The following is a 24672-nucleotide window of genomic DNA, read 5'->3' on the forward strand; positions in this document are numbered from 1 at the left end:
TCAGGGCTTTGATATCTGGGCAAGCGGTTGCACCACAAGCCCCTCGGGCGTGTCCGAGAGCAGACAACGGATCGCAAACACCTCGGCCAGAAGCGCTTCGGTCAGCACGTCTCGCGGGGGGCCGTCGGCGACGATCCGGCCTTCGGACATCACGATCAGCCGGGTGCAGTGACGTGCAGCCAGCCCCAGATCGTGCAGCGAAGCGATGACGCCCCGGCCTTCGGAGACGAGCGTGGCAAAGGTGTCCATCGCGCCGATCTGATGTGCCGGATCAAGCCCGGCGATGGGCTCGTCGGCGAGGAGAAGGGGGGTGTCCTGCGCCAGCGCGCGGGCGATCAGCACGCGGGCCTGTTCCCCACCCGACAGTGCGGTCGCGGGACGCTCTGCATAGGTCATGAGGTCCATGCGGGTCAGGGCGGCAATGACTTCGGGGGCGTCCTGGTTTTCGTTTTGCGCCAGTGAGACCAGATGCGCGACGCTCACCGGCCATGCAATCTCGCGCGTTTGCGGCAGCCAGGCGGCGGCCCTGGCACGGGCGGCGGGGGAAAGTTGCGCCAGAGAACTTTCGCCTTCCGCCGGGATCAATCCGAGGGCGGCGCGCATGAGTGTCGATTTGCCCGCTCCGTTGGGGCCGATGAGGCCGACGAATTCGCCGACACTCACCGAGAAGCTGGCCTGATTCAGCGTGAGACGGTCTCCGCGCCGGACGGTGAGGTTTTCAACGGACAAAATGCTCATGGTTGTCCCCGCATGCGCCAGATCAGGTGAAAGAATACGGGGGCACCGACCAGCGCCATCAGGACGCCGAGTTTTAGGTCGCGTCCCGGCAGGATCAGCCGCACGGCGACATCGGCGGCCAGAACGAGCGCCGCGCCGCCGAGAGCGGAGGCGAGCAAAAGCCGTGCGGGCCGTGCGCCGACCAGAGGGCGGAGCACATGCGGCACCACAAGGCCGACAAAGCCTACGGCGCCTGCGACGGCGGTGGCGGCGCCTACGGAGGCGGCCACGCCCGCGACGAGGATGAAGCGCAGGCGCTTGAGGTTGACGCCCATGGAGGCGGCGGCTTCCTCGCCGAGTGTGAGCCGGTCGAGCCCGCGCCCGGTGAGTGACAGCAGCAGCCAGCCCGCAGCCATCACTGGCAGAGCGGTCCAGACATGGAGGAAGGAGCGATCCGCCAGCGAGCCCATCATCCAGAAGACGATCTCATTGGCGGCAAAGGGATTTGGCGAGAGGTTGAGGACGAGGGCCGTAAGGGCGGAGGCGAGGGCCGAGACCGCGATGCCCGCAAGGATCAGCGACAGCGTGCCGCCGCCGCGCCCGGCGAGGAGCAGGATGAGGATGACGCAGGTGGCGGCGCCGGTGAGGGCGGAGAGCGGCAGGGCGAGGGCGAAGAGGGCGGCAAAGCCGCTTTGCAGGGCGATGACGGCGCCCAAGGCGGCGGAGGCGGAAATGCCGATAACCCCCGGTTCTGCAAGTGGATTTCGCAAGTATCCCTGCATCGCGGCACCGGCGAGACCAAGGCTGACACCGACCATCACCCCCAAGAGTGCGCGGGGTAAACGGATCTCGCGCATCACCATGCTCAATGGGCCGTCGCTGTCGTGAAAGAGCGCCACAAGGCTCTCAATCGGGCCGACTTTGGCGACGCCGACGATGAGGGAAAGTGCGAAAAGCACGACGAGCAACAGGGTGAGAAGGGCTATGAGAACAGAGGACTTCATTGGGTTTCCTCCCGCCGCAGACGCTCGTCCCGGAGCTTGTCCACGGCATTGAGAACAGAGGGCAGGCCACAAATCCAGTCGCGGTCCTGCATCGCCATATGACCGCCTGTGAGGCGTTTCAGGGCAGGGTGCGAGAGCACCTCTTCGGCGCGGGCTTCGCCGGGATAATCGGAGCCGGAAATCACCAGATCGGGGTTGGCCATGACCAGAGCTTCAAGCGGGAGGAAGCCGCCATAGGGCAGGCCAAGCTCGGTGGCCAACGTGTGAAACCCTGCGGTTTCGATGATCTGACCGGCCAGAGTTTGCACCCCGGAGCTGTAGCCGTTGGCCGCGTAAGTGGCCGCTGTGGGGCGTCGGACTTGCGTCGGACTTCTGTCGGACAAGCGTCGGGCAAAAGTATCGGCCATGTCGCGGGCCTGATCTGCGCGTCCGAGCGCTTCGCCCATCTTCAGCATATTGGCCGGGACGTCTTCGAGCGACTGTGCGGGGGCGAATTCCTCGACGGCGATGCCGAGCCTGCGGAGCATGGAGACGGTGGCGCGCGAGGTGTACTGACCGGCGAGCACGAGATCGGGTTTCAGCAGGTAAATCTCTTCGGCCTGACCGGTGTTGCTGGGATAGCTCTGGGCCTCGTCCGCCATCACGGAGGCGCGCGGATCGCGGGCCAGTACGGTGATCGAGACAAGCTGACCGGGGGCGGTCAGCATCATGCCAAGCTGATCGGTGCAGAGATTGATCGAGACCACCCGTTTGGGCGCGGGCGGGGTCTCTTGCGATGCCTCTGGAGACAGGTCTTGGGCAAAAGCCGCCGCCCCCGTGATCACGAGGGCGGCGGTGAGCGGTATGAAACCCGGAAAGCGCACTTAGAAGGACGCTTTGAGACCGAGATAGGCGGAGCGGCCGGGCGTGTTGTAGCCTCCGGCGGTCTCGTAATCCTCGTCGGTGAGGTTTTCGACCCGCAGCGACAGCGCGGTCGCATCGTTGAGCTTGTAGGTCATACCGGCGTTGACCAGCGTGTAGTCACCCACTTTGTGATCGGCGGGGGCATAGCTGCTCGGGACGATATCGGCGACATGCTGCACGGTGAACTGGCCGCTCACACGGTCGTTCAGAACGGCGTCGATGCCGACGACCAGATCGTGACGCGGGACGCGTTCGGCGCGGGCCCCGGCGGTTTTCGCATCGGTATAGGTGTAATTGCCGAACAGGGAGAGAGTGTCGGACAGAGTGTAATGGCCGGAAAGTTCGAGGCCCTTGGAGGTCGTGGTGCCGTCGACCTGATTGTAGGTCCAGGTCGCATAGTCGTAGTCGATCCGGTCTTCAATCTCGGTGTAGAACAGCGTTGCCTTGGCGAAGTCGCCGCCACCAAAGCTGCGTTCGATACCGATTTCAGAGCTGCGGCTGGTTTCTTCTTTCAGGTCTTCTTTGCCGTAGGGGCTATAGCGTTCGTAGAGCGAGGGGGCGCGGAAGCCGGTGCCGAGCACCGTTCGAAGGGTCCAATTGGGCGCGAGGGTGATGGCGTTGGCCACGCGCACGGAGAGGTGGTCGCCGAAATCGGAATGGTCATCGTAGCGCAGAGCGACGGAAGTTTCGAAGCCGTCGAGGGACCGGAGCCATTCGGCTTTCACGGCCTTGTTGCGGTCCTTCTCGGTCAGCCCGTCGATGTTGAATTCTTCTTCGGTATACTCGAACCCGAAGGTCAGCGTGGAGAGCGCGGAGAGATCGGTGGAGCCGAGATAGGCCAGTTCGCGGCGCTTGCCGGAGTAATCCTCGGTATAGCCGCCGGGATAGCTGCGCTCGGTGTCGAAGAGCGAGGCACTGATCTCATGGGTGATGGCGTCGCCCTGAATGCGGGCGAAGGTGCGCAGGCCTTTCTGGTCGCGGGTCGACTCGCCGGAGCTGTCGGTGGTGGACATGTCGTATTCGTTGTCCGAGGTCATGTAGAGACCGGAGAGACCCAGCGTCACGCTGTCGGAGACATCCTGTTCGAGACCGAAGGTCAGGGTGGTGGCTTCGTAGCCGTCATCCTCATTGTCGCTGGCGCGGGCGGAGAACCCGTCGGTTTTCACATGCGACAGACCGAAGGACAGCTTGCCAGTATCGCTTTCCATCACCGACGAAATCCCGGCGGAATAGGTGCCATAGCTGCCGCCGCTGAGTTCGATCGTGGTGTTGTAGCCCGGCTCGACAGCGCTGTCGGTGCGGATGTCGATGAGGCCTGCGATGGCTTCGGAGCCGTAAAGCGCGGATTGCGAGCCTTTCAGCACTTCGATCGAGGAAATGCCAAAGCCGGTCAGCCCGCCGAAATCGTATTCGATCTGGCCGCCTGAGGTGTCGGTGACGTCGATGCCATTGATGCGCACGCCGATGTAGCGCGGGTTGAGGCCGCGGATCCGCAGGGAGGAGGAGGCCCCGAGGCCGCCATTGGAGCTAAAGGACACGCCGGGAAGGGTGTCGAGCACCTCAAGGACGGATTGGGTGGCCCCGCCGGTCTCTTCGCCGTCGAGTTTTTCCACCGTCGCGCCGGTCTTGCTGGCGGCGACGGGGGTGAGGCTGCCGGAGACGATGATTTCGTCGAGTTGGTAGGGCGTATCTTCGAAGCTTTGGGCGAGAGCCGAAAGCGGCAGGGTGAGGGCTGCCGTGGTCAATAGCGTGATGCGCAGGCTGTGTTTGGCACGCATATGTCAATCCTCCTGAGCGGGGGCTGCGCCCCGCATGTCGAAAATATCTGTGGAGGGACCTCCGCAGACAGTGAGAGCGTCACCGCTGCGGATATGCCGCTTCCGTGGCGCGCCCCGCGCCCGGAAAAGGGTGATCATCCAAGCAGGTCTCCTGGCTCACGGATCTCGGCGACAGCCAGCCTTCCCGGGGGAGATCCCAGTGGCTCTGGTTGGCCTCGCTCACCGCTTACAGTTGCGGGGGCAGCCACGGCTTTGGACAGGGATGCCCATTCCGTGTTCCCTTTTCATCCGGCTGCGCCGGAACTCGAATGGGGGCAGAAAAGCGAAATGGCCGGAGAAGTCAAGATTCTCCGGCCTGTTTGGGCGTTGTGTCACGTCGCGGAAGGCGGGATCAGCGTTTCTTTTTCATCGCATCCAAAAGCGCCGCGCCAAACGCGCCCTGACTTTCCGACGGGCGGGATTGCGCGGGTTTGGGGCCGCGCGGCTTGCCGGTGTAGTTGGCTTTGGTGTCTTTGTTCCCGCGCTGTTGCTGGGGGCCACGGTCCTCCGCCGCACCGCCATCCTTGCGCATCGAGAGCCCGATGCGTTTGCGGGGGATGTCGACTTCGGTGACACGGACGGAGACGATGTCCCCGGCTTTCACCACCTCATGCGGGTCCTTGACGAAGCGGTCGGCCAGTTGGCTGACGTGCACGAGCCCGTCTTGGTGCACGCCGATGTCCACAAACGCACCGAAGGTCGCGACGTTGGTGACGGTGCCTTCGAGGCGCATGCCGGGTTTCAGGTCTTTGATGTCTTCGACACCATCGGTGAAGGTGGCGGTTTTGAACTCGGGGCGCGGATCGCGGCCGGGTTTTTCCAGCTCGGTGAAAATGTCGCGCACGGTGGGCAGGCCGAAATCCGTGGTGACGAATTGTTCGGCTTTGAGCCCCTTGAGCGCCGTGGGGTTGCCCATGATGTCGCGCATGTCGCGGCCACAGGCTTTGACGATTTCACGGGCGACGCCGTAGGCTTCGGGGTGGACCGAGGAGGCGTCGAGCGGGTCCTCGCCGTCGCGGATGCGCAGGAAGCCCGCGCATTGCTCGAAGGCTTTCGGGCCGAGGCCGGAGACTTTGAGCAGCGATTTGCGCGAGGGGAAGGCGCCGTGACTGTCGCGATGGATGACGATGCTTTGGGCGAGCGAGGGCCCGAGACCCGCGACTTGGGCCAGCAAGGGGGCCGAGGCCATGTTCAGGTCCACGCCGACAGCGTTCACCGCGTCCTCGACCACGGCTTCGAGCGCCTGAGACAGGCGGCGCTGGTCGACGTCGTGTTGATACTGGCCGACGCCGATGCTCTCGGGCGTGATTTTCACCAGTTCCGCGAGCGGGTCCTGAAGGCGGCGGGCGATGGAGACCGCGCCACGAAGCGACACGTCGAGATCGGGGAATTCCGTGGCGGCAAGTTCGGAGGCGGAATAGACCGACGCGCCCGCCTCGGACACCACGACCTTGGTCGGGGCTTTCACAGATGGCGGCAGGAGTTTCAGCGTCTCACCGACGAGTTTTTCGGTTTCCCGGCTGGCGGTGCCATTGCCGATGGCGATCAGGGCGACACCGTGACGGGTGACGAGATCGATGATTTTCGCCTCCGCGCCGCGCACGTCCATTTTCGGCTGGAACGGGTAAAGCGTGGCGGTTTCCAAGAGCTTGCCGGTGGCATCGACCACAGCGGCTTTGACGCCTGTGCGAATGCCCGGATCGAGGCCGAGCGTGGCTTTGGCACCGGCAGGCGCGGCGAGCAAAAGGTCCTTGAGGTTGCGGGAGAACACGGTGATCGCATCCTCATGGGCGCGCTGGCGCAACTCGCCCAACAGGTCGATGTGCAGAGAAATGGCGAATTTCACCCGCCACGCCCAACGCGCCACGGTGCGCAGCCAGAGATCGCCGGGCTGCTCAGACGCCGTGCCAAGATAGGACGCGACCATGGCGATGGCGCGGTCCGCGCCTGCCTCCGGCTCCGGCGCGATCTCCATGGTGACGATCTCTTCCTTGGCGGCGCGCAGGATGGCGAGTGCGCGGTGGGACGCGATGTCGGACCATTTCTCAGCATGGTCGAAATAGTCGGAGAATTTCGCGCCCTCCTGTTCCTTGCCCGCGATCACCTTGGCCGTCACAAGCGCCTCGCGCCGCATGAAATCGCGCAGCTTGCCCAGAAGCTCGGCGCTTTCCGAAAGCTCTTCAGTCGCGATGTCGCGCGCGCCGTTGAGCGCGTCTTTGACGGTTGGGACGGCCTCGGTGATATAACCTTCGGCGAGCTTTTCGGGATCGGCGGAGCGATCCGATTTGATCGCCTCCAGCAGTGGCTCCAAGCCGTTTTCACGCGCGATCATCGCCTTGGTGCGGCGTTTGGGTTTGTAGGGCAGGTAGATGTCTTCGAGGGTCGATTTGCTTTCGGCGCCTGCAATGGCGCGTTTCAGGTCGTCCGTGAGCTTGCCCTGATCCTCGATGGATTTGAGGATGGTCACGCGGCGGGCTTCCAGCTCGCGCAGGTAGGACAGGCGGTCGTTCAGGAGACGCAATTGGGTGTCGTCCAAACCGCCGGTGACCTCTTTGCGGTAGCGCGCGATGAAGGGGACGGTCGCGCCCTCGTCCAGAAGGCCGATCGCTGCCGTGACCTGTGTCTGCGAGGCGGCGATGTCGGTGGCGATGGTGCGGGCAATGCGGGCGGCGGTCTGCGGATCGGTGGGCGTGCTCAAATCTGGTCCTCCTGTCGGGAGGTCTGTCTTAGCCCGCGCGGGCGGGGTCGCCAAGAGGGGAGGTGACCTGTCCACAGTCGATATGATATGCCTATCGAACGGACCTATTTTCATCGGAATATCCCTATGTTGAGCAAGCTCGAAATGTTCATCGCCGTCGCCAAAGAGGGCCATTTCGGGCGTGCGGCGATTTCGCTCGGGATCACCCAGCCCAGCCTTTCGGCGGGGATCAAGCAGTTGGAGGACCAACTGGGCGTGCAACTGATCTTTCGCGGCTCGCGGTTCGGCGGATTGACGCCGGAGGGGCAAAGGGCGCTCGTCTGGGCGCGCAAGATCGTGGCCGACAGCCGCCAGCTTCGCGATGAAATGCGGGCGACGAAACACGGGCTGTCGGGGCAGTTGCGGCTTGCGGCGATTCCGACGGCACTCACTTGGGCGGCGCGGATTTCGACGGTGTTCATGGCGGCGCATCCCAATGTGCGGCTGTCGATCCTGTCGAAACCTTCGACGCAAATCCTGACCATGCTGGACGATTTGGATGCCGATGCGGGGCTGACCTATCTGGACAACGAGCCTCTGGGGCGGGTCAGTGCCGTGCCGCTTTATGAAGAGCGCTATATGGTGGTGAGCGCAGAGGGCGGGGTGTTTTCCGGGCGCAGTTCGGTCGATTGGAGCGATCTCGATGGCGTGCCGATGTGTCTTTTGTCGCCGGAGATGCAGAACCGGCGGATCATCGACCGCAATCTGAACGCCTCCGGTGTGGTGCCGGAGGTGCGGGTCGAATCGAATTCGACGGTGGTGCTGATCGCCCATGTGGAAAGCGGCGGCTGGGTAACCGTGCTGCCCGAAGGCGTGGCGCGGTTTCTGACCGAGGGCAAGGCGCTGGACCTTATTCCGCTCCGTGGCGGGGAGGTCGGGCATCGCGTGGGGCTGATCGCGCCGCATCGCGATCCGAACACGCCGGTTCTTGCGGCCTTGCTGGCCGAGGCACGGCGCTTGTCCGACTTGGTTTGATAGGCGTAGGCTATCGTTTGACGATTTAACGATATTGATTTGGCGATGCTGGGCGTGGTCTTCTGATGGGAAACGCACGGAATTCCAAAGAGGTCAGCCATGACGCCAGCCACCCCCTTGCACGGGGCCGCCGATGACGGGACGATTGCGGAGATCATCTCTGCGCATGTCTCTCTCGAAGGTCCGCTTTTGCCGATGTTGCACGCGTTGCAGGAGACGTTCGGGGTGATCCCGGCGGCGGCCCATGCGCCGATCTGCAAGGCGCTGTCGATCACCTCCGCCGAATTGAAGGGCGTGATCTCGTTTTATCACGATTTCCGGGAGAAACCGGCGGGTAAGCATGTGCTCAAGATCTGTCGGGCGGAGGCGTGTCAGTCGATGGGCGGTGTCGGCTTTGCCGAGGCTTTGCTCGCCAAGCTGGGCCTCGACTGGCACGGCACGACGCCGGACGGCAAGCTGACGGTGGAGCCGGTTTATTGTCTGGGGCTCTGTGCCTGTGCGCCGGCCGCGATGGTCGACGACAAGCTGATCGGGCGGGCCGATGAGGCGCGGGTTGAGGCGGCTTTGGCGGGGGTGATGGCATGAAGATTTACGTTCCGATGGATTCGGCGGCCAAGGCGCTGGGCGCCGATGAGGTGGCTTTGAAACTGACGCAGGAGATCGCCGCGCGGGGGATCGAGGCGGAGATTGTGCGCAACGGTACGCGCGGGATGATCTGGCTTGAGCCTCTCGTGGAGATTGAAAAAGATGGCGTGCGTCTGGCCTATGGGCCGATCTCGGAAGGCGATGTGAGCGCGCTTTTGAATGGTGAGATCGGGACGCTGGGCAAGGTCGAAGACATGCCGTTCTTTGCCCGTCAGACCCGGCTGACCTTTGCGCGCTGCGGGCTGACCGATCCGCTGTCGCTGGCAGATTACGAAGCGCATGGCGGGCTTGAGGGGCTCAAACGCGCGATTGGCATGTCGCAGGACGCGATCATCGACGAGGTGAAGCTTTCGGGCTTGCGCGGGCGTGGGGGGGCAGGGTTCCCGACGGGGATCAAATGGGACACGGTGCGGCTCGCACATGCGCCGCAGAAATATATTGTCTGCAACGCCGACGAGGGCGACAGCGGCACCTTTGCCGACCGGATGATCATGGAGGGCGATCCCTTTACCCTGATCGAGGGGATGGCCATTGCAGGTCTCGGGTGTGGAGCGACGAAGGGCTATGTTTATACCCGCTCGGAATACCCGGATGCGGTCGCCGTGATGCGCCGGGCGGTGGAGATTGCGCGGGGCGCGGGCGTGCTTGGGGCGGATGTTTTGGGCTCCGGGCGCGCGTTTGACATGGAGGTCCGTGTCGGCGCGGGGGCTTATGTCTGTGGCGAGGAAACCTCGCTCCTCAATTCGCTCGAAGGCAAACGTGGCACGGTGCGCGCCAAGCCGCCGCTTCCGGCGTTGGAAGGCTTTCTGGGGCGTCCGACCGTGGTGAACAACGTGATTTCTCTGGCGACGGTGCCGGTGATTTTTGCGAAAGGCGCGGAGCATTACGCCAATTTCGGGCTGGGCCGGTCGAAAGGCACGATGCCGATCCAGATCGCGGGGAATGTGAAATTCGGCGGGCTGTTCGAGACGGCCTTTGGCATGCCGCTCGGCACGCTGGTGAACGAGATTGCGGGCGGCACGGCCACCGGGCGTCCGGTCAAGGCGGTGCAGGTCGGTGGGCCGCTGGGGGCCTATTTGCACCCGGATCAGTTCGATACACCCTTTGGCTATGAAGAGTTCGACGGGCAAAAGGCGCTGATCGGGCATGCGGGGATCGTGGTGTTCGATGACAGTGCGGATATGCTGTCGATGGCGCGGTTTGCGATGGAATTCTGTGCGGTGGAGAGTTGTGGCAAATGTACGCCCTGCCGCATCGGGGCGGTGCGGGGCGTGGAAACGCTCGACCGGATCAAAGAGGGCGACGTGAATGCGATCCCGCTTTTGACCGATCTTTGCGAGGTGATGGTCGACGGTTCGCTTTGCGCGCTGGGCGGGTTTACGCCCTATCCGGTGATGTCGGCGCTGCGCCATTTCCCGGAAGATTTCGCGCCCAAGAACGCCCGTAAGGAGGCCGCAGAATGAAAGATTTCATTATTCCCTGGGAAACCGGCACGGGTGTCTATGACGATGTGGACCGTGGCACGCCCGCCAAGAGCGGCAAGCCGGTGACGCTGACCATCGACGGGATGGAGATCACCGTGCCGGAGGGCACGTCCGTGATGCGCGCGGCCTCTGAACTGGGCATTCAGGTGCCGAAGCTTTGTGCGACGGACAGTCTTGAGGCCTTTGGGTCTTGTCGTCTCTGTGCGGTCGAGATCGAGGGGCGGCGCGGTACGCCCGCCTCTTGTACGACGCCGGTTCATGCCGGGATGAAGGTACACACCCAGACCGACAAGCTGCGCAAACTGCGCAAGGGCGTGATGGAGCTTTATATCTCCGATCACCCGCTCGATTGTCTGACCTGTGCCGCGAATGGCGATTGCGAATTGCAGGATATGGCGGGGGCCGTGGGCCTTCGCGATGTGCGTTATGAAGCGCCGAAATCTGCGCCGCTCGCGAACCATTTTGAGGCGCGGAATACCTCCGGCGAGGCCAATCCCGAATGGCTGCCGAAGGACGACAGCAACCCGTATTTCACCTACGATCCGTCGAAATGCATCGTCTGCAACCGCTGTGTGCGGGCCTGCGAAGAGGTGCAGGGGACGTTTGCGCTGACCATTGAGGGCCGTGGCTTTGACAGCCGCGTGGCCGTGGGGGCGGAGAATTTTCTGGCGTCTGACTGTGTGTCCTGTGGCGCCTGTGTGCAGGCCTGTCCGACCGCGACGCTACAAGAGAAGAGCGTGATCGAAATGGGCACGCCGGATCGCTCGGTGGTGACGACCTGTGCCTATTGCGGCGTCGGCTGTAGCTTTAAGGCGGAGATGCAGGGCGACCAACTGGTGCGTATGGTGCCCTATAAGCACGGCAAGGCGAACCGGGGGCATTCCTGTGTGAAAGGCAGATTTGCCTACGGATATGCCACGCATAAAGACCGTATTTTGAGCCCGATGGTGCGGGAGACGATTGATCAGCCATGGCGCGAAGTGTCGTGGGATGAGGCGATGAGGTTCGCGGCGAAGAAGCTGGTGGGGCTGCAAGCGAAATACGGTCAAAAGAGCATCGGAGTGATCACGTCGAGCCGTTGCACCAACGAGGAAACCTACCTCGTTCAGAAACTGACCCGCGCTGTGTTTGGCAACAACAACACCGACACCTGTGCGCGCGTGTGCCATTCGCCGACCGGCTACGGGCTTGGTCAGACTTTTGGCACCTCGGCGGGCACACAGGATTTCGACTCGGTCGAAAAGTCCGACGTGGTGATGGTGATCGGCGCGAACCCGACGGACGGGCATCCGGTCTTTGCCTCGCGTCTGCGCAAGCGGTTGCGTCAAGGTGCCAAGCTGATCGTGGTCGACCCGCGCCGGATTGATTTGCTGGAAACGCCGCATATGGGGGAGGCGCATCACCTTGCGCTGAAACCGGGGACGAACGTTGCCGTGGTCTCTGCGCTGGGCCATGTGATCGTGACCGAAGGGCTTTATGATCCGACGTTTATTGCCGAACGCTGTGATGTGGACGCTTGGGAAGATTACAAGGCGTTCATTTCGGACGAGCGCCATGCGCCGGAAGCGACCGAAGCGCTGACCGGCGTGCCCGCCGCCAAACTCCGCGAGGCTGCGCGAGCCTTTGCGCAGGGTGGCAACGGGGCGATCTATTATGGCCTCGGCGTGACCGAACATTCGCAGGGGTCCACGACCGTGATGGCCATCGCCAACCTCGCGATGATGACCGGCAACATCGGGCGCGAAGGCGTCGGGGTGAACCCGCTGCGGGGGCAGAACAACGTGCAGGGGTCCTGCGATATGGGATCTTTCCCGCACGAGTTGCCGGGCTATCGCCATGTGAAACTGCCGGAAGTGCGGAAGATTTTCGAGGACACCTGGGGGGTTGAACTCGATGCCGAACCGGGGCTGCGTATTCCGAACATGCTCGACGCGGCGGTCGATGGCACGTTCAAAGGGCTTTATTGTCAGGGCGAAGACATCCTGCAATCCGACCCGGACACCAAACACGTGGCCGCCGGTCTCGCCGCCATGGAATGCGTCATCGTGCATGATCTCTTCCTGAATGAGACTGCAAATTACGCACATGTTTTCCTGCCCGGATCGTCTTTCCTCGAAAAAGAAGGCACATTCACCAACGCCGAGCGCCGCATCAACCGTGTTCGCAAAGTGATGGCGCCGAAGAACGGCTATGAGGATTGGGAAGTCACCCAACTGCTCGCCAATGCCGTCCTGAAAGAGACCGGCGGCAAGCCTTGGAACTACGCGCACCCGGCGGAAATCATGGCGGAAATCGCCGCGACCACGCCGTCCTTCGCGGGCGTCGATTACACGGTGCTCGAAGAGAAAGGCTCCGTGCAATGGCCCTGTAACGAGGAGCATCCGGACGGCACGCCGCTCATGCATGTCGACGGGTTCGTGCGTGGCAAGGGACGGTTCATCGTCACGGAATATATCGCGACGGCGGAGAAATCCGGGCCGCGCTTCCCGCTTTTGCTCACCACGGGGCGCATCCTCAGCCAGTATAACGTCGGGGCGCAGACGCGGAGGACGGAGAACGTGGTCTGGCACGATCAGGACGTGTTGGAAATCCACCCGCATGATGCGGAAAACCGGGGTCTCAGGGATGGGGACTGGGTGCGGCTGGCGTCGCGTTCGGGGGAAACCTCGCTGCGGGCGAAGATCACCGACCGGGTCAGTCCGGGTGTGGTCTATACCACCTTCCACCACCCGGACACGCAGGCCAATGTCATCACTACGGATTACTCCGACTGGGCGACGAACTGCCCGGAATACAAGGTGACGGCGGTGCAGGTGTCGCCTTCGAACGGACCGTCGGACTGGCAGGAGCGTTATACTGCGCAGGCCGCGCAATCGCGCCGGATCGAGGCGGCGGAATGAAGCTGGTCGACGCCCTCCCGGAAGAAGCCCCCGTCGCGCTCGTGTACAACGGCTCGACGGCGGCTGTCATGATGGCGTCGCCCTTTGATTTACCGCAGTTTTTGACCGGGTTTGCCGTGTCGGAAGGGATCGTCTCGGATGCCTCCGAGGTGACCGAGATCACCGCGATCAAACATCCGCATGGCTATGAGGTCCGAGGGCGCATTCCCGAAAGCCGCGCGTCGGCGATGGATGCGCGGCGTCGGGCCTCTGTCGGGCCGATGGGCTGTGGGCTGTGCGGGATCGAGAGCCTTGATGAGGCGACGGCCTTTCCGGGGACGGTGGCGCCGATGGTGGCGGGGCTTGAGACCTATGCGCGTTCGGCCTTGGATGCGCTGAACGCGGGACAAAAGCGACGCGATCAGGTGGGGGCGATGCATGCCGCCGGGTTCTTTACAAGCGAAGGGCTGATTGCGCTGCGTGAAGATGTCGGGCGGCACAATGCGCTCGATAAGCTGATCGGCGCGCTGGCCGGAACGGATGTGAGCCATGGCGCGGTGATCATCACCTCGCGGCTCTCTGTCGATCTGGTGCAGAAATGCGTGCGCGCGGGGATTTCCGGGCTGTTTGCGCTGTCCTCGCCGACGCGGGCGGCGGTGGAACTGGCGCGGGAGACCGGGTTGACTTTGATGGTGCTGCGCCGGGAGGCGGTGGTGGCCTATACGGATGAAAAGGAAGATTGCGCATGACCGATGCGAAAATGGTGCTGATGGCCAATCAGATTGCGAGCTTTTTCGAGACCCAGCCGGGGAGTGATCAGGCGGCGGGGATTGCGGCGCATCTCAAGGATTTCTGGGAGCCGCGGATGCTGAACCAGCTCAAGACCTATCTGGGACAGGGCGGTGAGGGGCTTAATGCCTTGGTGATCGAGGCCGGTCAGTCACTTTGAAATACTCAAAATGACATTGAAAAACCCCGCCGATTTGGCGGGGTTTTGTTGTTTTGAACCTTAGGAGCGTGGCCGTTCCTTTTTCGGATCGTAATGCGGGAAGGGCGCGACGCGGGCCGAGTAGCGTTTCAGATGCCCGTCGAGCTGGCCGACCTCGACCTGCGTGCCTTCTTCGGCATGGGCGACGTCGATACGGGCGAGCGCGATCCACTGGCCGGTGCGGGGGCTGCGCATGGCGGAGCAAATTTCGCCGACCTGAGCGCGACCGATGCGGATGCAATCGCCATGGGCAACGGCGTTTTGGCCGTCGATCTCAAGGCCTACGAATTTGCGTGACGGGGTTTCCTTGCGACGCAACAGAGCGTCACGCCCCACGAAATCAGCGGTTTTGGATTTCAAGGGCACGGTGAAGCCCACGCCCGCCTCGAAGGGGTCAGTTTGATCGGAGAAATCGTAGCCTGCGAACACCAGCCCAGCCTCGATTCGCACGAGGTCGAGAGCGGCGAGGCCCATGGGTTTCATGCCGACCTTCTGCCCGGCCTCCCAGACCGCTTTGAAAATCTCCGCGCCGTGTTTCGGATGGCAGAAAATCTCATAGCCCAGCTCGCCGGTGTAGCCGGTCCGCGAGATCACCACGGGGATGCCTTCGTGATCGCCAAGACGCGCGGGCGTAAAGCGGAACCAGCCCATTTCCATCAAATCAGGATGGTGCGGCGCGGTCCAGAACAGCTCATTGATCAAATCACGCGACTTGGGGCCTTGGACCGCAAGATTGTGCATCTGGTCGGTGGAAGACCGGATCATGACGTTGAGGCCGAGACGTTTCGCCTCTTCGCGCATCCAGACGCCGCCTTCGTCCGAGCCACCGATCCAGCGGAAATTATGCTCGCCCAGACGGAACAACGTGCCGTCGTCGATCATGCCACCGTGCGGGTAGCACATGGCGGAATAGACCACCTGACCAATGGCGAGTTTTTCGACGTTGCGGGTCAGAACCCAGTTCATCAGCGCCTCGGCATCGGGGCCGGTGACCTCGAATTTTCTGAGCGCGGAGAGGTCCATAACCACCACGCCCTCGCGGCAGGCCCAGTAGCTTTCCACGGGGTCGCACTCCGGGAAGGAGTTCGGCAGCCAGAAGCCGTTGTAGTCGGAAAAGTCGCGGGTCATCGCGGCGAAGGAGTCGTAGAAGGCGCTTTCACGCGTCATGATCGGATCCTCGTCAGGGGTCGGGCGCCATGCGGTGGCGCGGGAAAAGCGTTCTTCGGCGGCATAGGTGCGCACATGAATGTCGGTCAGGTGCCAGCCGTTGGCGGCGGAGGTGTCATCGGGGCAGGAGGAAGAGACGCACACGAGATCGGTCAGGGCGCGCAGCAGCACATAATCGCCGGGGCGGGACCACGGTTCGTCCGCCAACATCACGCCGTGCTCGTCGATTGCGGTGTTGAAGAAGAAGTTTGCGGCCATCCAGCCGGGGCGGGCGGGAATGCCATAAGGGTCCAGAACCGCGTTGAAATTGTCGGAACAGTTGGCGTGGCCGGGGTAGCCGATGTCGTCGTAATATTTCGAATTACAGGCGAGACCGAAAGCGTCGTGACGACCGCAGGTGTCTTGCACGACCTCGACCAAGGGCGTCAGGTCATGGTCGAAATATTTCGAATGGAGGCCCGGCATCGGATAGGCATGGCCCTGGATCGTGCGGGTGGTTGTGACGTCGAGCGGGTGGAAAATGCCCTTGTCGACCTTGCGTGCGTCGAAGCACTGGAAATCGGTACACTGGCGTCCGTCGACATCCATGATCTGAATGAATTCGCCTTTTTTGACGGTATAGGCCTTGGCCGTGGCGGAACGGATGCGGATGTCTTGCAGCATGTCCGCGAGCGGATCGGGCAGGGCGAACGCGCCCGCCTGCCGCGCTTCGGCACGGGCGATCGTGACGGTGAGGGGCGTGGCGGTCGTTTGCGCCTCGAAATCGGGTTCGGGGGCGGGGGCTGTGATCAGCACCCAGCCGGGGGCTTGGGCGGTGAAGCTGACGCCTTCGCCTGCGGCACTGGTGCCGGAGAAGAGGCCGATGGCCTTGGCTCCGGTCAGGTCGATCTGACGCTTGGCAAGACCCAGACGGATGCGGGCCATGCCGGGAAGGGGGCTGTTGACCGTGGCGCGCAAGCTGTCGCCCGAGGCATCGGCGGACCAGCCCAACACGCCCGGATCGACGCGCCCGTCACTGTGCGCGGCGAGGAGTTCGCAACGTTGTCCGCCCTCGGTGTTGGTGAGGGTGATCCGGTCACCGGGCTTCATCTCAAGCAAAGACGCCCCACCGCCCTGGACGGTGTGGCGTTCCTCGTTCGAGGCGAGGGTAAAGGCGGAGGCGCGGCGGGGGATGGACCCCTTGGGTGCGCCTGGGCGGAAGGGAAGGCCGGAAGGATCGAGGATCAACGGGATCTCCAACGGTATAAAAAAATCCGGGGGTGCGAGGATCGCAGGCCCCCGGATCAGGGGAGAGGGAAGGGGGCCCCATTTTTTGGGGGGGCACCCGATTGGTTCTGCCCGATCAGCTTTGGCTGATCAGTTCTGCAAATAGGCTTCCATGCTGTCGTCGAGCGCGTCTTTCCACGGGGTGTGGTGGACGGGGGCCATGGTGCCGGTGATCACGGATTCATAGGAGTTGTCGCGGAAGGTCATGATGTCCTTCGCCTTGTGTTTCTTCCACTCCATGAAGGCCTCGGTCGCGCCATCGACGTTGAAGGACGGATAGTCCGTGTCCTTGATCAGTTCCTTGATGTATTCGGCCTGATAGTTGATGGCGTATTTCACATCGTCGGACGCGTCTTCGCGCTCCACACGGTCTTTCACGTCGGCTTCGAGAACCGCCTTGTCGGCGGGCACCTCGATGCGGTCCATGATGATGTCACGCACATACCACGCCTGGGCGTCGAACATGTTGAAGGTGAACCACTGGTCCTGCATGCCGAGGTAGAACATCTTCGGATTGTGGACGTAGACGACACCTTTGTAGAGATCGGCGGTCGCCAGACGGTTCTTGGTTTTGAGGCGCAGATCGTCGGGCAGGAAGGGGAAATAGTGTTTGTAGCCGGTGCAGAGGATGATCGCATCGACGTCTTTCGTGGTGCCATCGGCGAAGAAGACGGTCTTGCCCTCGACCTTTTGCAGGGCGGGCTTTTCTTCCCAGTTGTCCGGCCATTTGAAGCCCATGGGGGCGGAGCGGTAGCAGGTGGTGATCGAGTTGGCGCCGTATTTCCAGCACTGAGACCCGATGTCTTCGGCGGAGTAGGAGGCGCCGACGAGGAGCACGTCCTTGCCTTCGAATTCGCGGGCGTCGCGGAAATCGTGGGCGTGGACGATACGACCGTTGAACTGTTCGAATCCGGGGTATTCGGGGACGTTCGGCGAGGAGAAGTGACCGGAGGCGACGATCACATTGTCGAAGCGCTCCTTGTAGACGCGGTCCTCGACCATGTCGTGGACGGTGACGACGAAATCGCCTTTGTCTTCGTCATATTCGACGAAGCGGATGACGGAGGAGAAGCGAATCCATTTGCGCACGTCGGCCTTGATCACGCGGCCTTCGATATAGTCGAAGAGCACGGCGCGGGGCGGGTAGGAGGCGATTTGCTTGCCGAAATGTTCCTCGAAGGAATAGTCGGCGAATTCCAGACCTTCTTTCGGGCCGTTCGACCAGAGGTAGCGGTACATGGAGCAATGGACGGGCTCGCCGTTCTCATCGACGCCGGTGCGCCAGGTGTAGTTCCAAAGCCCGCCCCAGTTGGACTGTTTCTCAAAGCAGACGACTTCGGGGATCTCCGCGCCTTGCTGGGCGGCGGATTGGAAAGCGCGCAGTTGAGCGAGACCGGAGGGGCCCGCACCGATGACGGCGACTCGTTTTGTCATGTTCGTAACTCCCGTTGGGTTAGTGTGCTGGTATGGACCAATAATGTGAATTGGTTCTTTTGGATTGAGTCCGGTTTGGTCCAAAAATTTTCTGCTGGTCAATGAATTTTCCTTAGAGGAATATGAGATTCAGAGAATGAATAGGTCATTTGGCCTATTTTTGGGCGTGAGGTGAAAAAATGAGCAGCGCTTCGCTGGCGCAGAGACTGGCCGTCGCGGGATCGCTGCCGCGTCTGAGCGTGCAGGACCGCGCGCCGATCCGGGTGGGGGCGCTGGTGCCGATGTCCGGGGCGGAGGAGCGCTGGGGGCGGCCGGGTATCGAGGGCTGCCGACTCTGGGTCGACTGGATCAACGCCCATGGCGGGATGATGGTCGGCGGGCGGCGGCATCTTGTGGAGCTGATCGTGCAGGACAGCGCGCAGGGCGCGGCGGCGACACTCGAGGCGGCGCGGCAGATGGTGGAGACGCAGCGGGTGCGGCTTGTGCTGACGCTGGGCGGTGGCGATATGGGGCTGGCGCTGGCCTATCTGATGGACCGGCGTGTGCTGACCGCGACGCTTCTGCCGTCGGATCTGTCGCCGGATCACCCCTATCTGATCGCGCCCGCGGAGGTGCACCCGTTTTTCAACGTCACCGGGGTCGACTGGCTCGCGCGCACCCGGCCCGAGGCGCAACGCGTGGCGCTGTGTTCGCAGACCGATCTCATGGGGCTGCCGTCGCTTGCGACCTATCGTGCGGCTTTCGATGTCGCCGGGCGGGAGATCGTCAGCGAAGTGCTTTATGATGCGGAGGCCGGGGACGCGCGCGAGATCGTGGCGGAGATGCTGGCCGAGACGCCGGATGTGCTGTGCTGGTGCTCCTCGGCCCCGCCGATGATCGAAGCGTTGACGGTTGCGGCCTATGAGGCCGGGTTTCAGGGCGAGATCCTCGCCTGTACCTGCGACAATTACCCAAAGCTGATCGCACGCACATCGCCCGGTTTCATGGAGCGTTTCACCTTTCAGTTCCCGGATTTCGACGACCCGGAACTGGCCGATACGGCGTTTTTCTTTCACCGTCCGAAGGCGTTCTTCGACTCCTATAATGAGCGCTTTCCTGAGGAATGGGCGGCTGTGAGCTGGGAATATGCGTCGATCCTCGATCTCTGGCATGAGGCGGTGGAGACGGCGGACAGCCTCGGCAGCGCCACGGTTCTGGCGGCTCTGAAACGCGGACGCCGGATGCCGCATGCGTTTGGACTGGCGAACTGGTGGGGCACGGAGGTCTACGGCATCGACAATGCGCTGGTGGGCGACTGGCCGGTGGTGGCGATCCGCGACGGGCGGGCGCGCATTCAGGAATTCGGGTCGGTGCTGAACTGGCTGGAAACCTATGGCGAAGAACTGATGACCGAACTCGGGGCCGTCGGCCAGCTTTGGCACCAGCGCGGCAAGCCGGATCTGGCGCGCGCGCTGGCGGATGAATGAGCGAGATAGAGAAGAGAGAGCAGATGGGACGACAGGAGTTGGATTTGAAAGCCAAGGACAATGCATTGCAGCAGAACCCGCATGCGGTGAAGGAGCAGCGGGAGAAGAACCTCGAGGTGGCGATCGGGCGGCAAGTGCGCGAGTTGCGCAAGCGGGCGCGGATGACCGGGGCCGATCTTGCGGCGCAGACCGGGTTGTCGGTCGGGATGTTGTCGAAGATCGAGAACGGGGTCATCTCGCCGTCTCTGAATACGATCTCCGCATTGGCCCATGCGCTGCGGGTGCCTTTGGTGCAGCTGTTTTCCGGCTATGAGGAAGAGCGCGGCTGCATGCATGTCAAAGCGGGCGAGGGGGTCGAGATCGAGCGCGCGGGCACGCGGGCCGGGCATCAGTACAACCTTTTGGGTCATATCGGGTCGAACAATTCGGGCGTTGTGGTGGAACCCTATCTGATCACGCTCGACAGCGCGTCGGACCGGTTTCCGGCGTTCCAGCACGAGGGCATCGAGCTTCTCTATATGCTGGAGGGGCGGGTCAACTATCGCCATGGCGATCAGATTTACGATCTGGAGCCGGGGGATACGCTTTTGTTCGATTCGGATGCGCCGCACGGGCCGGAGGAGATCGTCGAACTGCCGGCGAAATACCTGTCGGTCATCACCTATCCGCAAGCGCGGTGAGACGGGGATGCGGAGCTTTTGTTCTCATTTCGCTCAATTGGAGGGCGCTTCTGGCTTTCGGTGAGGGAGTCTGCATAAAAACAGGGCAGTTTTCTTGTGAGTAAGTATTTTTTCCGACGAGGAGAGAAACTTTCTTGAAAAGAAAATAGGTTTCTCGTTAGTGAGGTTATGACGGCGCGTGACGCCGAAGACTCACCCACAATGGAGGAACCTATGTGTGGCATTGTTGGCCTCTTCCTGAAAAAGGATGAACTGCGCCCGCAACTGGGCGATATGCTGACCGATATGCTCATCACCATGACCGAACGCGGCCCGGACAGTGCCGGGATTGCGATCTATGGCGATGAGACGGACGGCATGGTGAAAATCACCGTTCAATCGGACACGCCCGCCGAGGCGTTTGCCGATCTCGACGCCGCCGTGTGTGCGGTGGTCGATGCGCCGGTGACGATCAAAGTGGTCGACACCCATGCGGTTCTGACCCTGCCGGAAGCGAAGGCGAAAGAGGCCATTGCGGTGCTCGAAGACAAGGGTCTTCGCATCATGGGCTCCGGCGCCTCCATGGAAATCTACAAGGAAGTCGGCCTGCCGAAAGACGTCGCGGCGCGGTTCGGTCTGCGCGCGATGGGCGGCTCCCACGGCATCGGCCACACCCGCATGGCGACCGAGTCCGCCGTGACCACGATGGGTGCGCACCCGTTCTCCACCGCCGACGACCAGTGCCTCGTGCACAACGGCTCGCTGTCGAACCACAACCAGATGCGCCGCACGCTTGCCAAAAAAGGCGTGTTTACCCGGTCCGAGAACGACACCGAAGTGGGCGCGGCCTACATCTCGTCGCGCATCGCCGATGGCGCAACGCTGGGTGAAGCGCTCGAAGGCACCATCGAAGATCTCGACGGGTTCTTCACCTTCGTGACCGGCACCAAGAACGGCTTTGGCGTCGTGCGCGATCCGATCGCCTGCAAACCGGCGATCATGGCGGAAACCGACGATTACGTCGCGTTTGCCTCCGAATACCGCGCCTTCGCCGACCTGCCGGGCATCGACAATGCCCGCGTCTGGGAACCGGAACCTGCAACTGTTTACTTCTGGGAGCGCTGATCCAATGACCAACACGCTCGATCTGGCCAAAACGGAACTCCGTGAGGTCAACACCACGCTTCAGGCTGCGGCCAAAGGCAAGGCGAACGAAGCCTATGAGCTGACCAACCCGCGCGGCGCGCATGCCGTGGCCGTGGGTCTCGACGGTCCGATTTCCGTGACCATCAACGGGTCCACCGGCTACTACTGCGCCGGGATGAACAAGGAAGCGACGATCACCGTCAAAGGCTCCACCGGCCCCGGTGTTGCGGAAAACATGATGTCCGGCGTCGTGACCATCGAAGGCGACGCCTCGCAATATGCGGGCGCCACCGGGCACGGCGGTCTTTTGAACATCAAGGGCAATGCGTCCTCGCGCTGCGGTATCTCGATGAAGGGTATCGACATCGTCGTGCACGGCAACATCGGCCACATGTGCGCGTTCATGGCGCAAAAGGGCAACCTCGTTGTTCTGGGCGATGCGGGCGATGCGCTGGGCGACTCGCTTTACGAAGCGCGCCTGTTCGTGCGCGGTTCCGTGAAATCGCTGGGCGCCGACTGCGTCGAGAAGGAACTGCGCCCGGAGCATATCGAGATCCTCAAGGACCTTCTTGAGAAAGCCGGGGCGGATGCCAAACCGGAAGAGTTCAAACGCTACGGTTCGTCGCGCAAACTCTACAACTTCAACATCGACCACGCTGGCGAATACTGAGGAGCGCAAAGATGGAAAAGACACCCCACACCCCGCCGCGCGACAGCTATACGTTCAGCAACGCCGCCAACGCCGAAATCCGCCGCGCGGCGGCCACCGGCATCTACGACATTCGTGGCGGCGGCACCAAACGCCACCTGCCGCATTTCGATGACCTGCTGTTCCTCGGCGCGTCCATGTCGCGTTACCCGCTCGAAGGCTACCGCGAGAAATGCGATACCTCCGTCACACTCGGCACGCGGTTTGCGAAAAAGCCGATCGAGCTGAAAATCCCGGTGACCATCGCAGGCATGTCCTTTGGTGCGCTCTCGGGTCCCGCGAAAGAGGCTCTGGGCCGTGGCGCGACCATGGCGGGCACTTCGACGACCACCGGTGACGGCGGCATGACCGAGGAAGAGCGCGGGCATTCCGAGAAACTCGTCTACCAATACCTGCCGTCGCGCTACGGCATGAACCCGGACGATCTGCGTCGTGCCGACGCCATCGAGATCGTTGTGGGTCAGGGCGCGAAACCGGGCGGCGGCGGCATGCTTCTGGGTCAGAAGATCACCGAACGTGTGGCGGGCATGCGCGACCTTCCGGTCGGCATCGACCAACGCTCCGCCTGTCGGCACCCGGACTGGACCGGCCCGGACGATCTTGAGATCAAAATTCTTGAGCTGCGCGAGATCACCAACTGGGAAAAACCGATCTATATCAAGGTCGGCGGCGCACGCCCCTATTACGACACCGCTCTGGCTGTGAAAGCGGGCGCGGACGTGGTCGTGCTCGACGGGATGCAGGGCGGCACGGCGGCAACGCAGGACGTGTTCATCGAACATGTCGGCCAGCCGATCCTCGCCTGTATCCGCCCCGCCGTTCAGGCGCTTCAGGATCTGGGCATGCACCGCAAGGTTCAGCTCGTGGTCTCCGGCGGCATCCGCAACGGTGCGGATATGGCCAAGGCGCTGGCGCTTGGGGCCGATGCGGTCTCCATCGGTACGGCGGCTCTTATTGCCATCGGTGAGCAGGACCCGAAATGGGGCGCGGAATACGCGGCTCTGGGCACCACGGCCGATGCCTATGACGACTGGCACGAAGGCAAGGACCCTGCGGGTATCACCACGCAGGACCCCGAGCTGATGAAGCGCGTGAACCCGGTGGAAGCGGCGCGGATGCTGCGCAACTACCTCAACGTGATGACGCTGGAATGCCAGACCATCGCACGGGCCTGTGGTCACAACCACGTGCACAACCTCGAACCCGAGGATCTCTGTGCGCTGACCATGGAAGCCGCGGCCATGGCGCAAATTCCGCTCGCAGGGACCAACTGGTACCCGGGCAAGCCGGGCTTCTGAGGCCCAAGAAGAGGGGCCAAGCGCCCCTCTTTCACCGACAGGGAACAGGAAAAGACAAAATGAGCAAACTGACCAAATTCGCCGAGGAAAAAGGCGTTAAATATTTCATGATCTCCTACACCGATCTGTTCGGTGGCCAGCGCGCCAAACTGGTGCCCGCCTCCGCGATCGCGGGGATGGAGAAGAACGGTGCGGGTTTTGCGGGCTTTGCGACATGGCTCGATCTGACGCCGGCGCACCCGGATATGCTTGCCGTGCCGGATGCGGATGCCGTCATTCAACTGCCGTGGAAACCGGAGGTGGCATGGGTTGCCGCCGATTGCATCATGGAAGATGAGCCGGTCGAACAGGCGCCGCGCAACGTGTTGAAGAGGCTGATCAAGGAAGCCGCCGACGAAGGTCTGCGCGTCAAGACCGGGATCGAAGCGGAATTCTTCATCCTGACCCCCGAGGGCGATGCGATTTCCGATCCGTTCGATACGGCGGAGAAGCCGTGTTACGACCAGCAGGCCGTGATGCGCCGCTATGACGTGATCGCCGAGATTTGCGATTACATGCTGGAGCTGGGCTGGGGGCCGTATCAGAACGATCACGAAGACGCCAACGGCCAGTTCGAAATGAACTGGGATTTCGACGACGCGCTGATCACCGCCGACCGTCACAGTTTCTTCAAGTTCATGGTGAAATCCATTGCCGAAAAACACGGTCTGCGCGCCACCTTCATGCCGAAGCCCATTCAGGGCCTGACCGGCAACGGTTGCCACGCGCATATCTCGGTCTGGGATCTCGATGGCAAAACCAACGCCTTCGCGGGCAATGCCGGGGGTCAGGTCGGTGAAGTGGGGCTCTCTGAGCAGGGCGGTTACTTCCTCGGCGGGATCATGAAACATGCCGAAGCCTTGGCGGCGATCACCAACCCGACGGTGAACTCCTACAAACGGATCAACGCGCCGCGCACCAATTCGGGCGCGACCTGGGCGCCGAACACGGTGACCTGGACCGGCAACAACCGCACCCACATGGTGCGCGTGCCGGGGCCGGGCCGGTTTGAGCTTCGCCTGCCGGACGGGGCGGTGAACCCTTACCTGCTTCAAGCGGTGATCATCGCTGCCGGTCTGTCGGGCATCCGCTCCAAAGCCAACCCCGGCCCGCGTTACGACATCGACATGTATGCCGAAGGTCACAAGATCGAAGGCGCGCCGAAACTGCCGCTCAACATGCTGGATGCGATCCGCGCCTATGACGCCGATCCTGAGTTGAAAGCCATGCTCGGCAACGATTTTTCGGCCTCCTACATCAAGATGAAGCACCGCGAGTGGAATTCCTTCGTGTCGCATTTCTCCCGTTGGGAAAAAGACAACACGCTGGACATCTGATC

General features: G+C 62.5%; 19 protein-coding genes and 1 riboswitch. Of the genes, 12 read left to right on the forward strand and 7 right to left on the reverse strand.

Annotated features, from left to right (window positions below):
• From V1475_RS07960 to V1475_RS07980, 5 genes are all read right to left on the reverse strand, one after another.
• Positions 1-738: an ABC transporter ATP-binding protein gene (locus V1475_RS07960; protein ID WP_479412316.1), complete on the reverse strand. Its 738-nt coding sequence runs from the start codon at positions 736-738 to the stop codon at positions 1-3.
• On the reverse strand, positions 735-1721 hold the full coding sequence (locus V1475_RS07965; protein WP_479412317.1) for a FecCD family ABC transporter permease: 987 nt from the start codon (positions 1719-1721) through the stop codon (positions 735-737). The genes V1475_RS07960 and V1475_RS07965 overlap by 4 nt, the downstream gene beginning before the upstream one ends.
• Entirely contained in the window at positions 1718-2584 is an 867-nt protein-coding gene (locus V1475_RS07970) for an ABC transporter substrate-binding protein (protein WP_479412318.1), read from the reverse strand. Before V1475_RS07970 ends, V1475_RS07965 begins: the two co-directional genes overlap by 4 nt.
• The gene (locus V1475_RS07975) at positions 2585-4402 is read right to left on the reverse strand and encodes a TonB-dependent receptor plug domain-containing protein (RefSeq protein ID WP_479412319.1); all 1818 of its coding nucleotides are present in this window, start codon (positions 4400-4402) and stop codon (positions 2585-2587) included.
• Positions 4403-4526: 124 nt separating this feature from the next.
• A riboswitch (cobalamin riboswitch) is annotated at positions 4527-4725 on the reverse strand.
• A 68-nt stretch (positions 4726-4793) separates the two neighbouring features.
• Positions 4794-7139, reverse strand: a complete 2346-nt coding sequence (locus V1475_RS07980) for a Tex family protein (protein WP_479412320.1) — start codon at positions 7137-7139, stop codon at positions 4794-4796.
• A 126-nt stretch (positions 7140-7265) separates the two neighbouring features.
• On the opposite strand from V1475_RS07980, the gene V1475_RS07985 reads away from it, so the two are divergent.
• The 6 genes from V1475_RS07985 to V1475_RS08010 all read left to right on the forward strand — a co-directional run bounded on the left by V1475_RS07985 (position 7266) and on the right by V1475_RS08010 (position 14110).
• Positions 7266-8153, forward strand: a complete 888-nt coding sequence (locus tag V1475_RS07985; RefSeq protein WP_479412321.1) for a LysR family transcriptional regulator — start codon at positions 7266-7268, stop codon at positions 8151-8153.
• Positions 8154-8252: 99 nt separating this feature from the next.
• The gene (locus tag V1475_RS07990; RefSeq protein ID WP_479412322.1) at positions 8253-8738 is read left to right on the forward strand and encodes a formate dehydrogenase subunit gamma; all 486 of its coding nucleotides are present in this window, start codon (positions 8253-8255) and stop codon (positions 8736-8738) included.
• Entirely contained in the window at positions 8735-10261 is a 1527-nt protein-coding gene (locus tag V1475_RS07995) for a formate dehydrogenase beta subunit (RefSeq protein ID WP_479412323.1), read from the forward strand. The genes V1475_RS07990 and V1475_RS07995 overlap by 4 nt, the downstream gene beginning before the upstream one ends.
• Entirely contained in the window at positions 10258-13182 is a 2925-nt protein-coding gene (gene fdhF, locus V1475_RS08000; RefSeq protein WP_479412324.1) for a formate dehydrogenase subunit alpha, read from the forward strand. Before V1475_RS07995 ends, fdhF begins: the two co-directional genes overlap by 4 nt.
• Positions 13179-13910, forward strand: a complete 732-nt coding sequence (fdhD, locus tag V1475_RS08005; protein WP_479412325.1) for a formate dehydrogenase accessory sulfurtransferase FdhD — start codon at positions 13179-13181, stop codon at positions 13908-13910. The genes fdhF and fdhD overlap by 4 nt, the downstream gene beginning before the upstream one ends.
• Positions 13907-14110 carry a formate dehydrogenase subunit delta gene (locus tag V1475_RS08010; protein WP_434288733.1) on the forward strand — a complete coding sequence of 68 codons (204 nt, stop codon included), beginning with the start codon at positions 13907-13909 and terminating at the stop codon, positions 14108-14110. The genes fdhD and V1475_RS08010 overlap by 4 nt, the downstream gene beginning before the upstream one ends.
• A gap of 60 nt (positions 14111-14170) precedes the next feature.
• Here the strand turns inward: V1475_RS08010 and V1475_RS08015 are convergent, their stop codons facing one another.
• Positions 14171-16540, reverse strand: a complete 2370-nt coding sequence (locus V1475_RS08015) for a DUF1989 domain-containing protein (protein WP_479413962.1) — start codon at positions 16538-16540, stop codon at positions 14171-14173.
• 132 nt (positions 16541-16672) lie between these two features.
• Positions 16673-18016 (reverse strand): NAD(P)-binding domain-containing protein, encoded by a 1344-nt coding sequence (locus V1475_RS08020; RefSeq protein ID WP_434288732.1) that lies wholly within the window; start codon positions 18014-18016, stop codon positions 16673-16675.
• 179 nt (positions 18017-18195) lie between these two features.
• Between V1475_RS08020 and V1475_RS08025 the strand changes: the two genes are divergently transcribed.
• The 6 genes from V1475_RS08025 to glnT all read left to right on the forward strand — a co-directional run bounded on the left by V1475_RS08025 (position 18196) and on the right by glnT (position 24670).
• Positions 18196-19482: an ABC transporter substrate-binding protein gene (locus V1475_RS08025; protein WP_479412326.1), complete on the forward strand. Its 1287-nt coding sequence runs from the start codon at positions 18196-18198 to the stop codon at positions 19480-19482.
• A 23-nt stretch (positions 19483-19505) separates the two neighbouring features.
• On the forward strand, positions 19506-20162 hold the full coding sequence (locus V1475_RS08030) for a helix-turn-helix domain-containing protein (RefSeq protein ID WP_434288729.1): 657 nt from the start codon (positions 19506-19508) through the stop codon (positions 20160-20162).
• 213 nt (positions 20163-20375) lie between these two features.
• Positions 20376-21266 (forward strand): class II glutamine amidotransferase, encoded by an 891-nt coding sequence (locus tag V1475_RS08035; protein ID WP_434288727.1) that lies wholly within the window; start codon positions 20376-20378, stop codon positions 21264-21266.
• 4 nt (positions 21267-21270) lie between these two features.
• Positions 21271-21957 carry a GltB/FmdC/FwdC-like GXGXG domain-containing protein gene (locus V1475_RS08040; RefSeq protein WP_434288726.1) on the forward strand — a complete coding sequence of 229 codons (687 nt, stop codon included), beginning with the start codon at positions 21271-21273 and terminating at the stop codon, positions 21955-21957.
• An 11-nt stretch (positions 21958-21968) separates the two neighbouring features.
• On the forward strand, positions 21969-23294 hold the full coding sequence (locus V1475_RS08045; protein WP_066706040.1) for an FMN-binding glutamate synthase family protein: 1326 nt from the start codon (positions 21969-21971) through the stop codon (positions 23292-23294).
• Between the two features lie 59 nt (positions 23295-23353).
• The gene (gene glnT / locus V1475_RS08050; RefSeq protein WP_479412327.1) at positions 23354-24670 is read left to right on the forward strand and encodes a type III glutamate--ammonia ligase; all 1317 of its coding nucleotides are present in this window, start codon (positions 23354-23356) and stop codon (positions 24668-24670) included.
• Positions 24671-24672: the final 2 nt, after the last annotated feature.

The organism is Celeribacter sp. SCSIO 80838 (genome assembly GCF_056498065.1).

Coding starts and splice junctions, on each gene's coding strand:
- V1475_RS07960 (WP_479412316.1), bottom strand. CDS start 738: ATGAGCATTTTGTCCGTTGAAAACCTCACCGTCCGGCGCGGAGACCGT.
- V1475_RS07965 (WP_479412317.1), bottom strand. CDS start 1,721: ATGAAGTCCTCTGTTCTCATAGCCCTTCTCACCCTGTTGCTCGTCGTG.
- V1475_RS07975 (WP_479412319.1), bottom strand. CDS start 4,402: ATGCGTGCCAAACACAGCCTGCGCATCACGCTATTGACCACGGCAGCC.
- V1475_RS07985 (WP_479412321.1), top strand. CDS start 7,266: ATGTTGAGCAAGCTCGAAATGTTCATCGCCGTCGCCAAAGAGGGCCAT.
- V1475_RS07990 (WP_479412322.1), top strand. CDS start 8,253: ATGACGCCAGCCACCCCCTTGCACGGGGCCGCCGATGACGGGACGATT.
- V1475_RS07995 (WP_479412323.1), top strand. CDS start 8,735: ATGAAGATTTACGTTCCGATGGATTCGGCGGCCAAGGCGCTGGGCGCC.
- fdhF (WP_479412324.1), top strand. CDS start 10,258: ATGAAAGATTTCATTATTCCCTGGGAAACCGGCACGGGTGTCTATGAC.
- fdhD (WP_479412325.1), top strand. CDS start 13,179: ATGAAGCTGGTCGACGCCCTCCCGGAAGAAGCCCCCGTCGCGCTCGTG.
- V1475_RS08010 (WP_434288733.1), top strand. CDS start 13,907: ATGACCGATGCGAAAATGGTGCTGATGGCCAATCAGATTGCGAGCTTT.
- V1475_RS08020 (WP_434288732.1), bottom strand. CDS start 18,016: ATGACAAAACGAGTCGCCGTCATCGGTGCGGGCCCCTCCGGTCTCGCT.
- V1475_RS08025 (WP_479412326.1), top strand. CDS start 18,196: ATGAGCAGCGCTTCGCTGGCGCAGAGACTGGCCGTCGCGGGATCGCTG.
- V1475_RS08030 (WP_434288729.1), top strand. CDS start 19,506: ATGGGACGACAGGAGTTGGATTTGAAAGCCAAGGACAATGCATTGCAG.
- V1475_RS08035 (WP_434288727.1), top strand. CDS start 20,376: ATGTGTGGCATTGTTGGCCTCTTCCTGAAAAAGGATGAACTGCGCCCG.
- V1475_RS08040 (WP_434288726.1), top strand. CDS start 21,271: ATGACCAACACGCTCGATCTGGCCAAAACGGAACTCCGTGAGGTCAAC.
- V1475_RS08045 (WP_066706040.1), top strand. CDS start 21,969: ATGGAAAAGACACCCCACACCCCGCCGCGCGACAGCTATACGTTCAGC.
- glnT (WP_479412327.1), top strand. CDS start 23,354: ATGAGCAAACTGACCAAATTCGCCGAGGAAAAAGGCGTTAAATATTTC.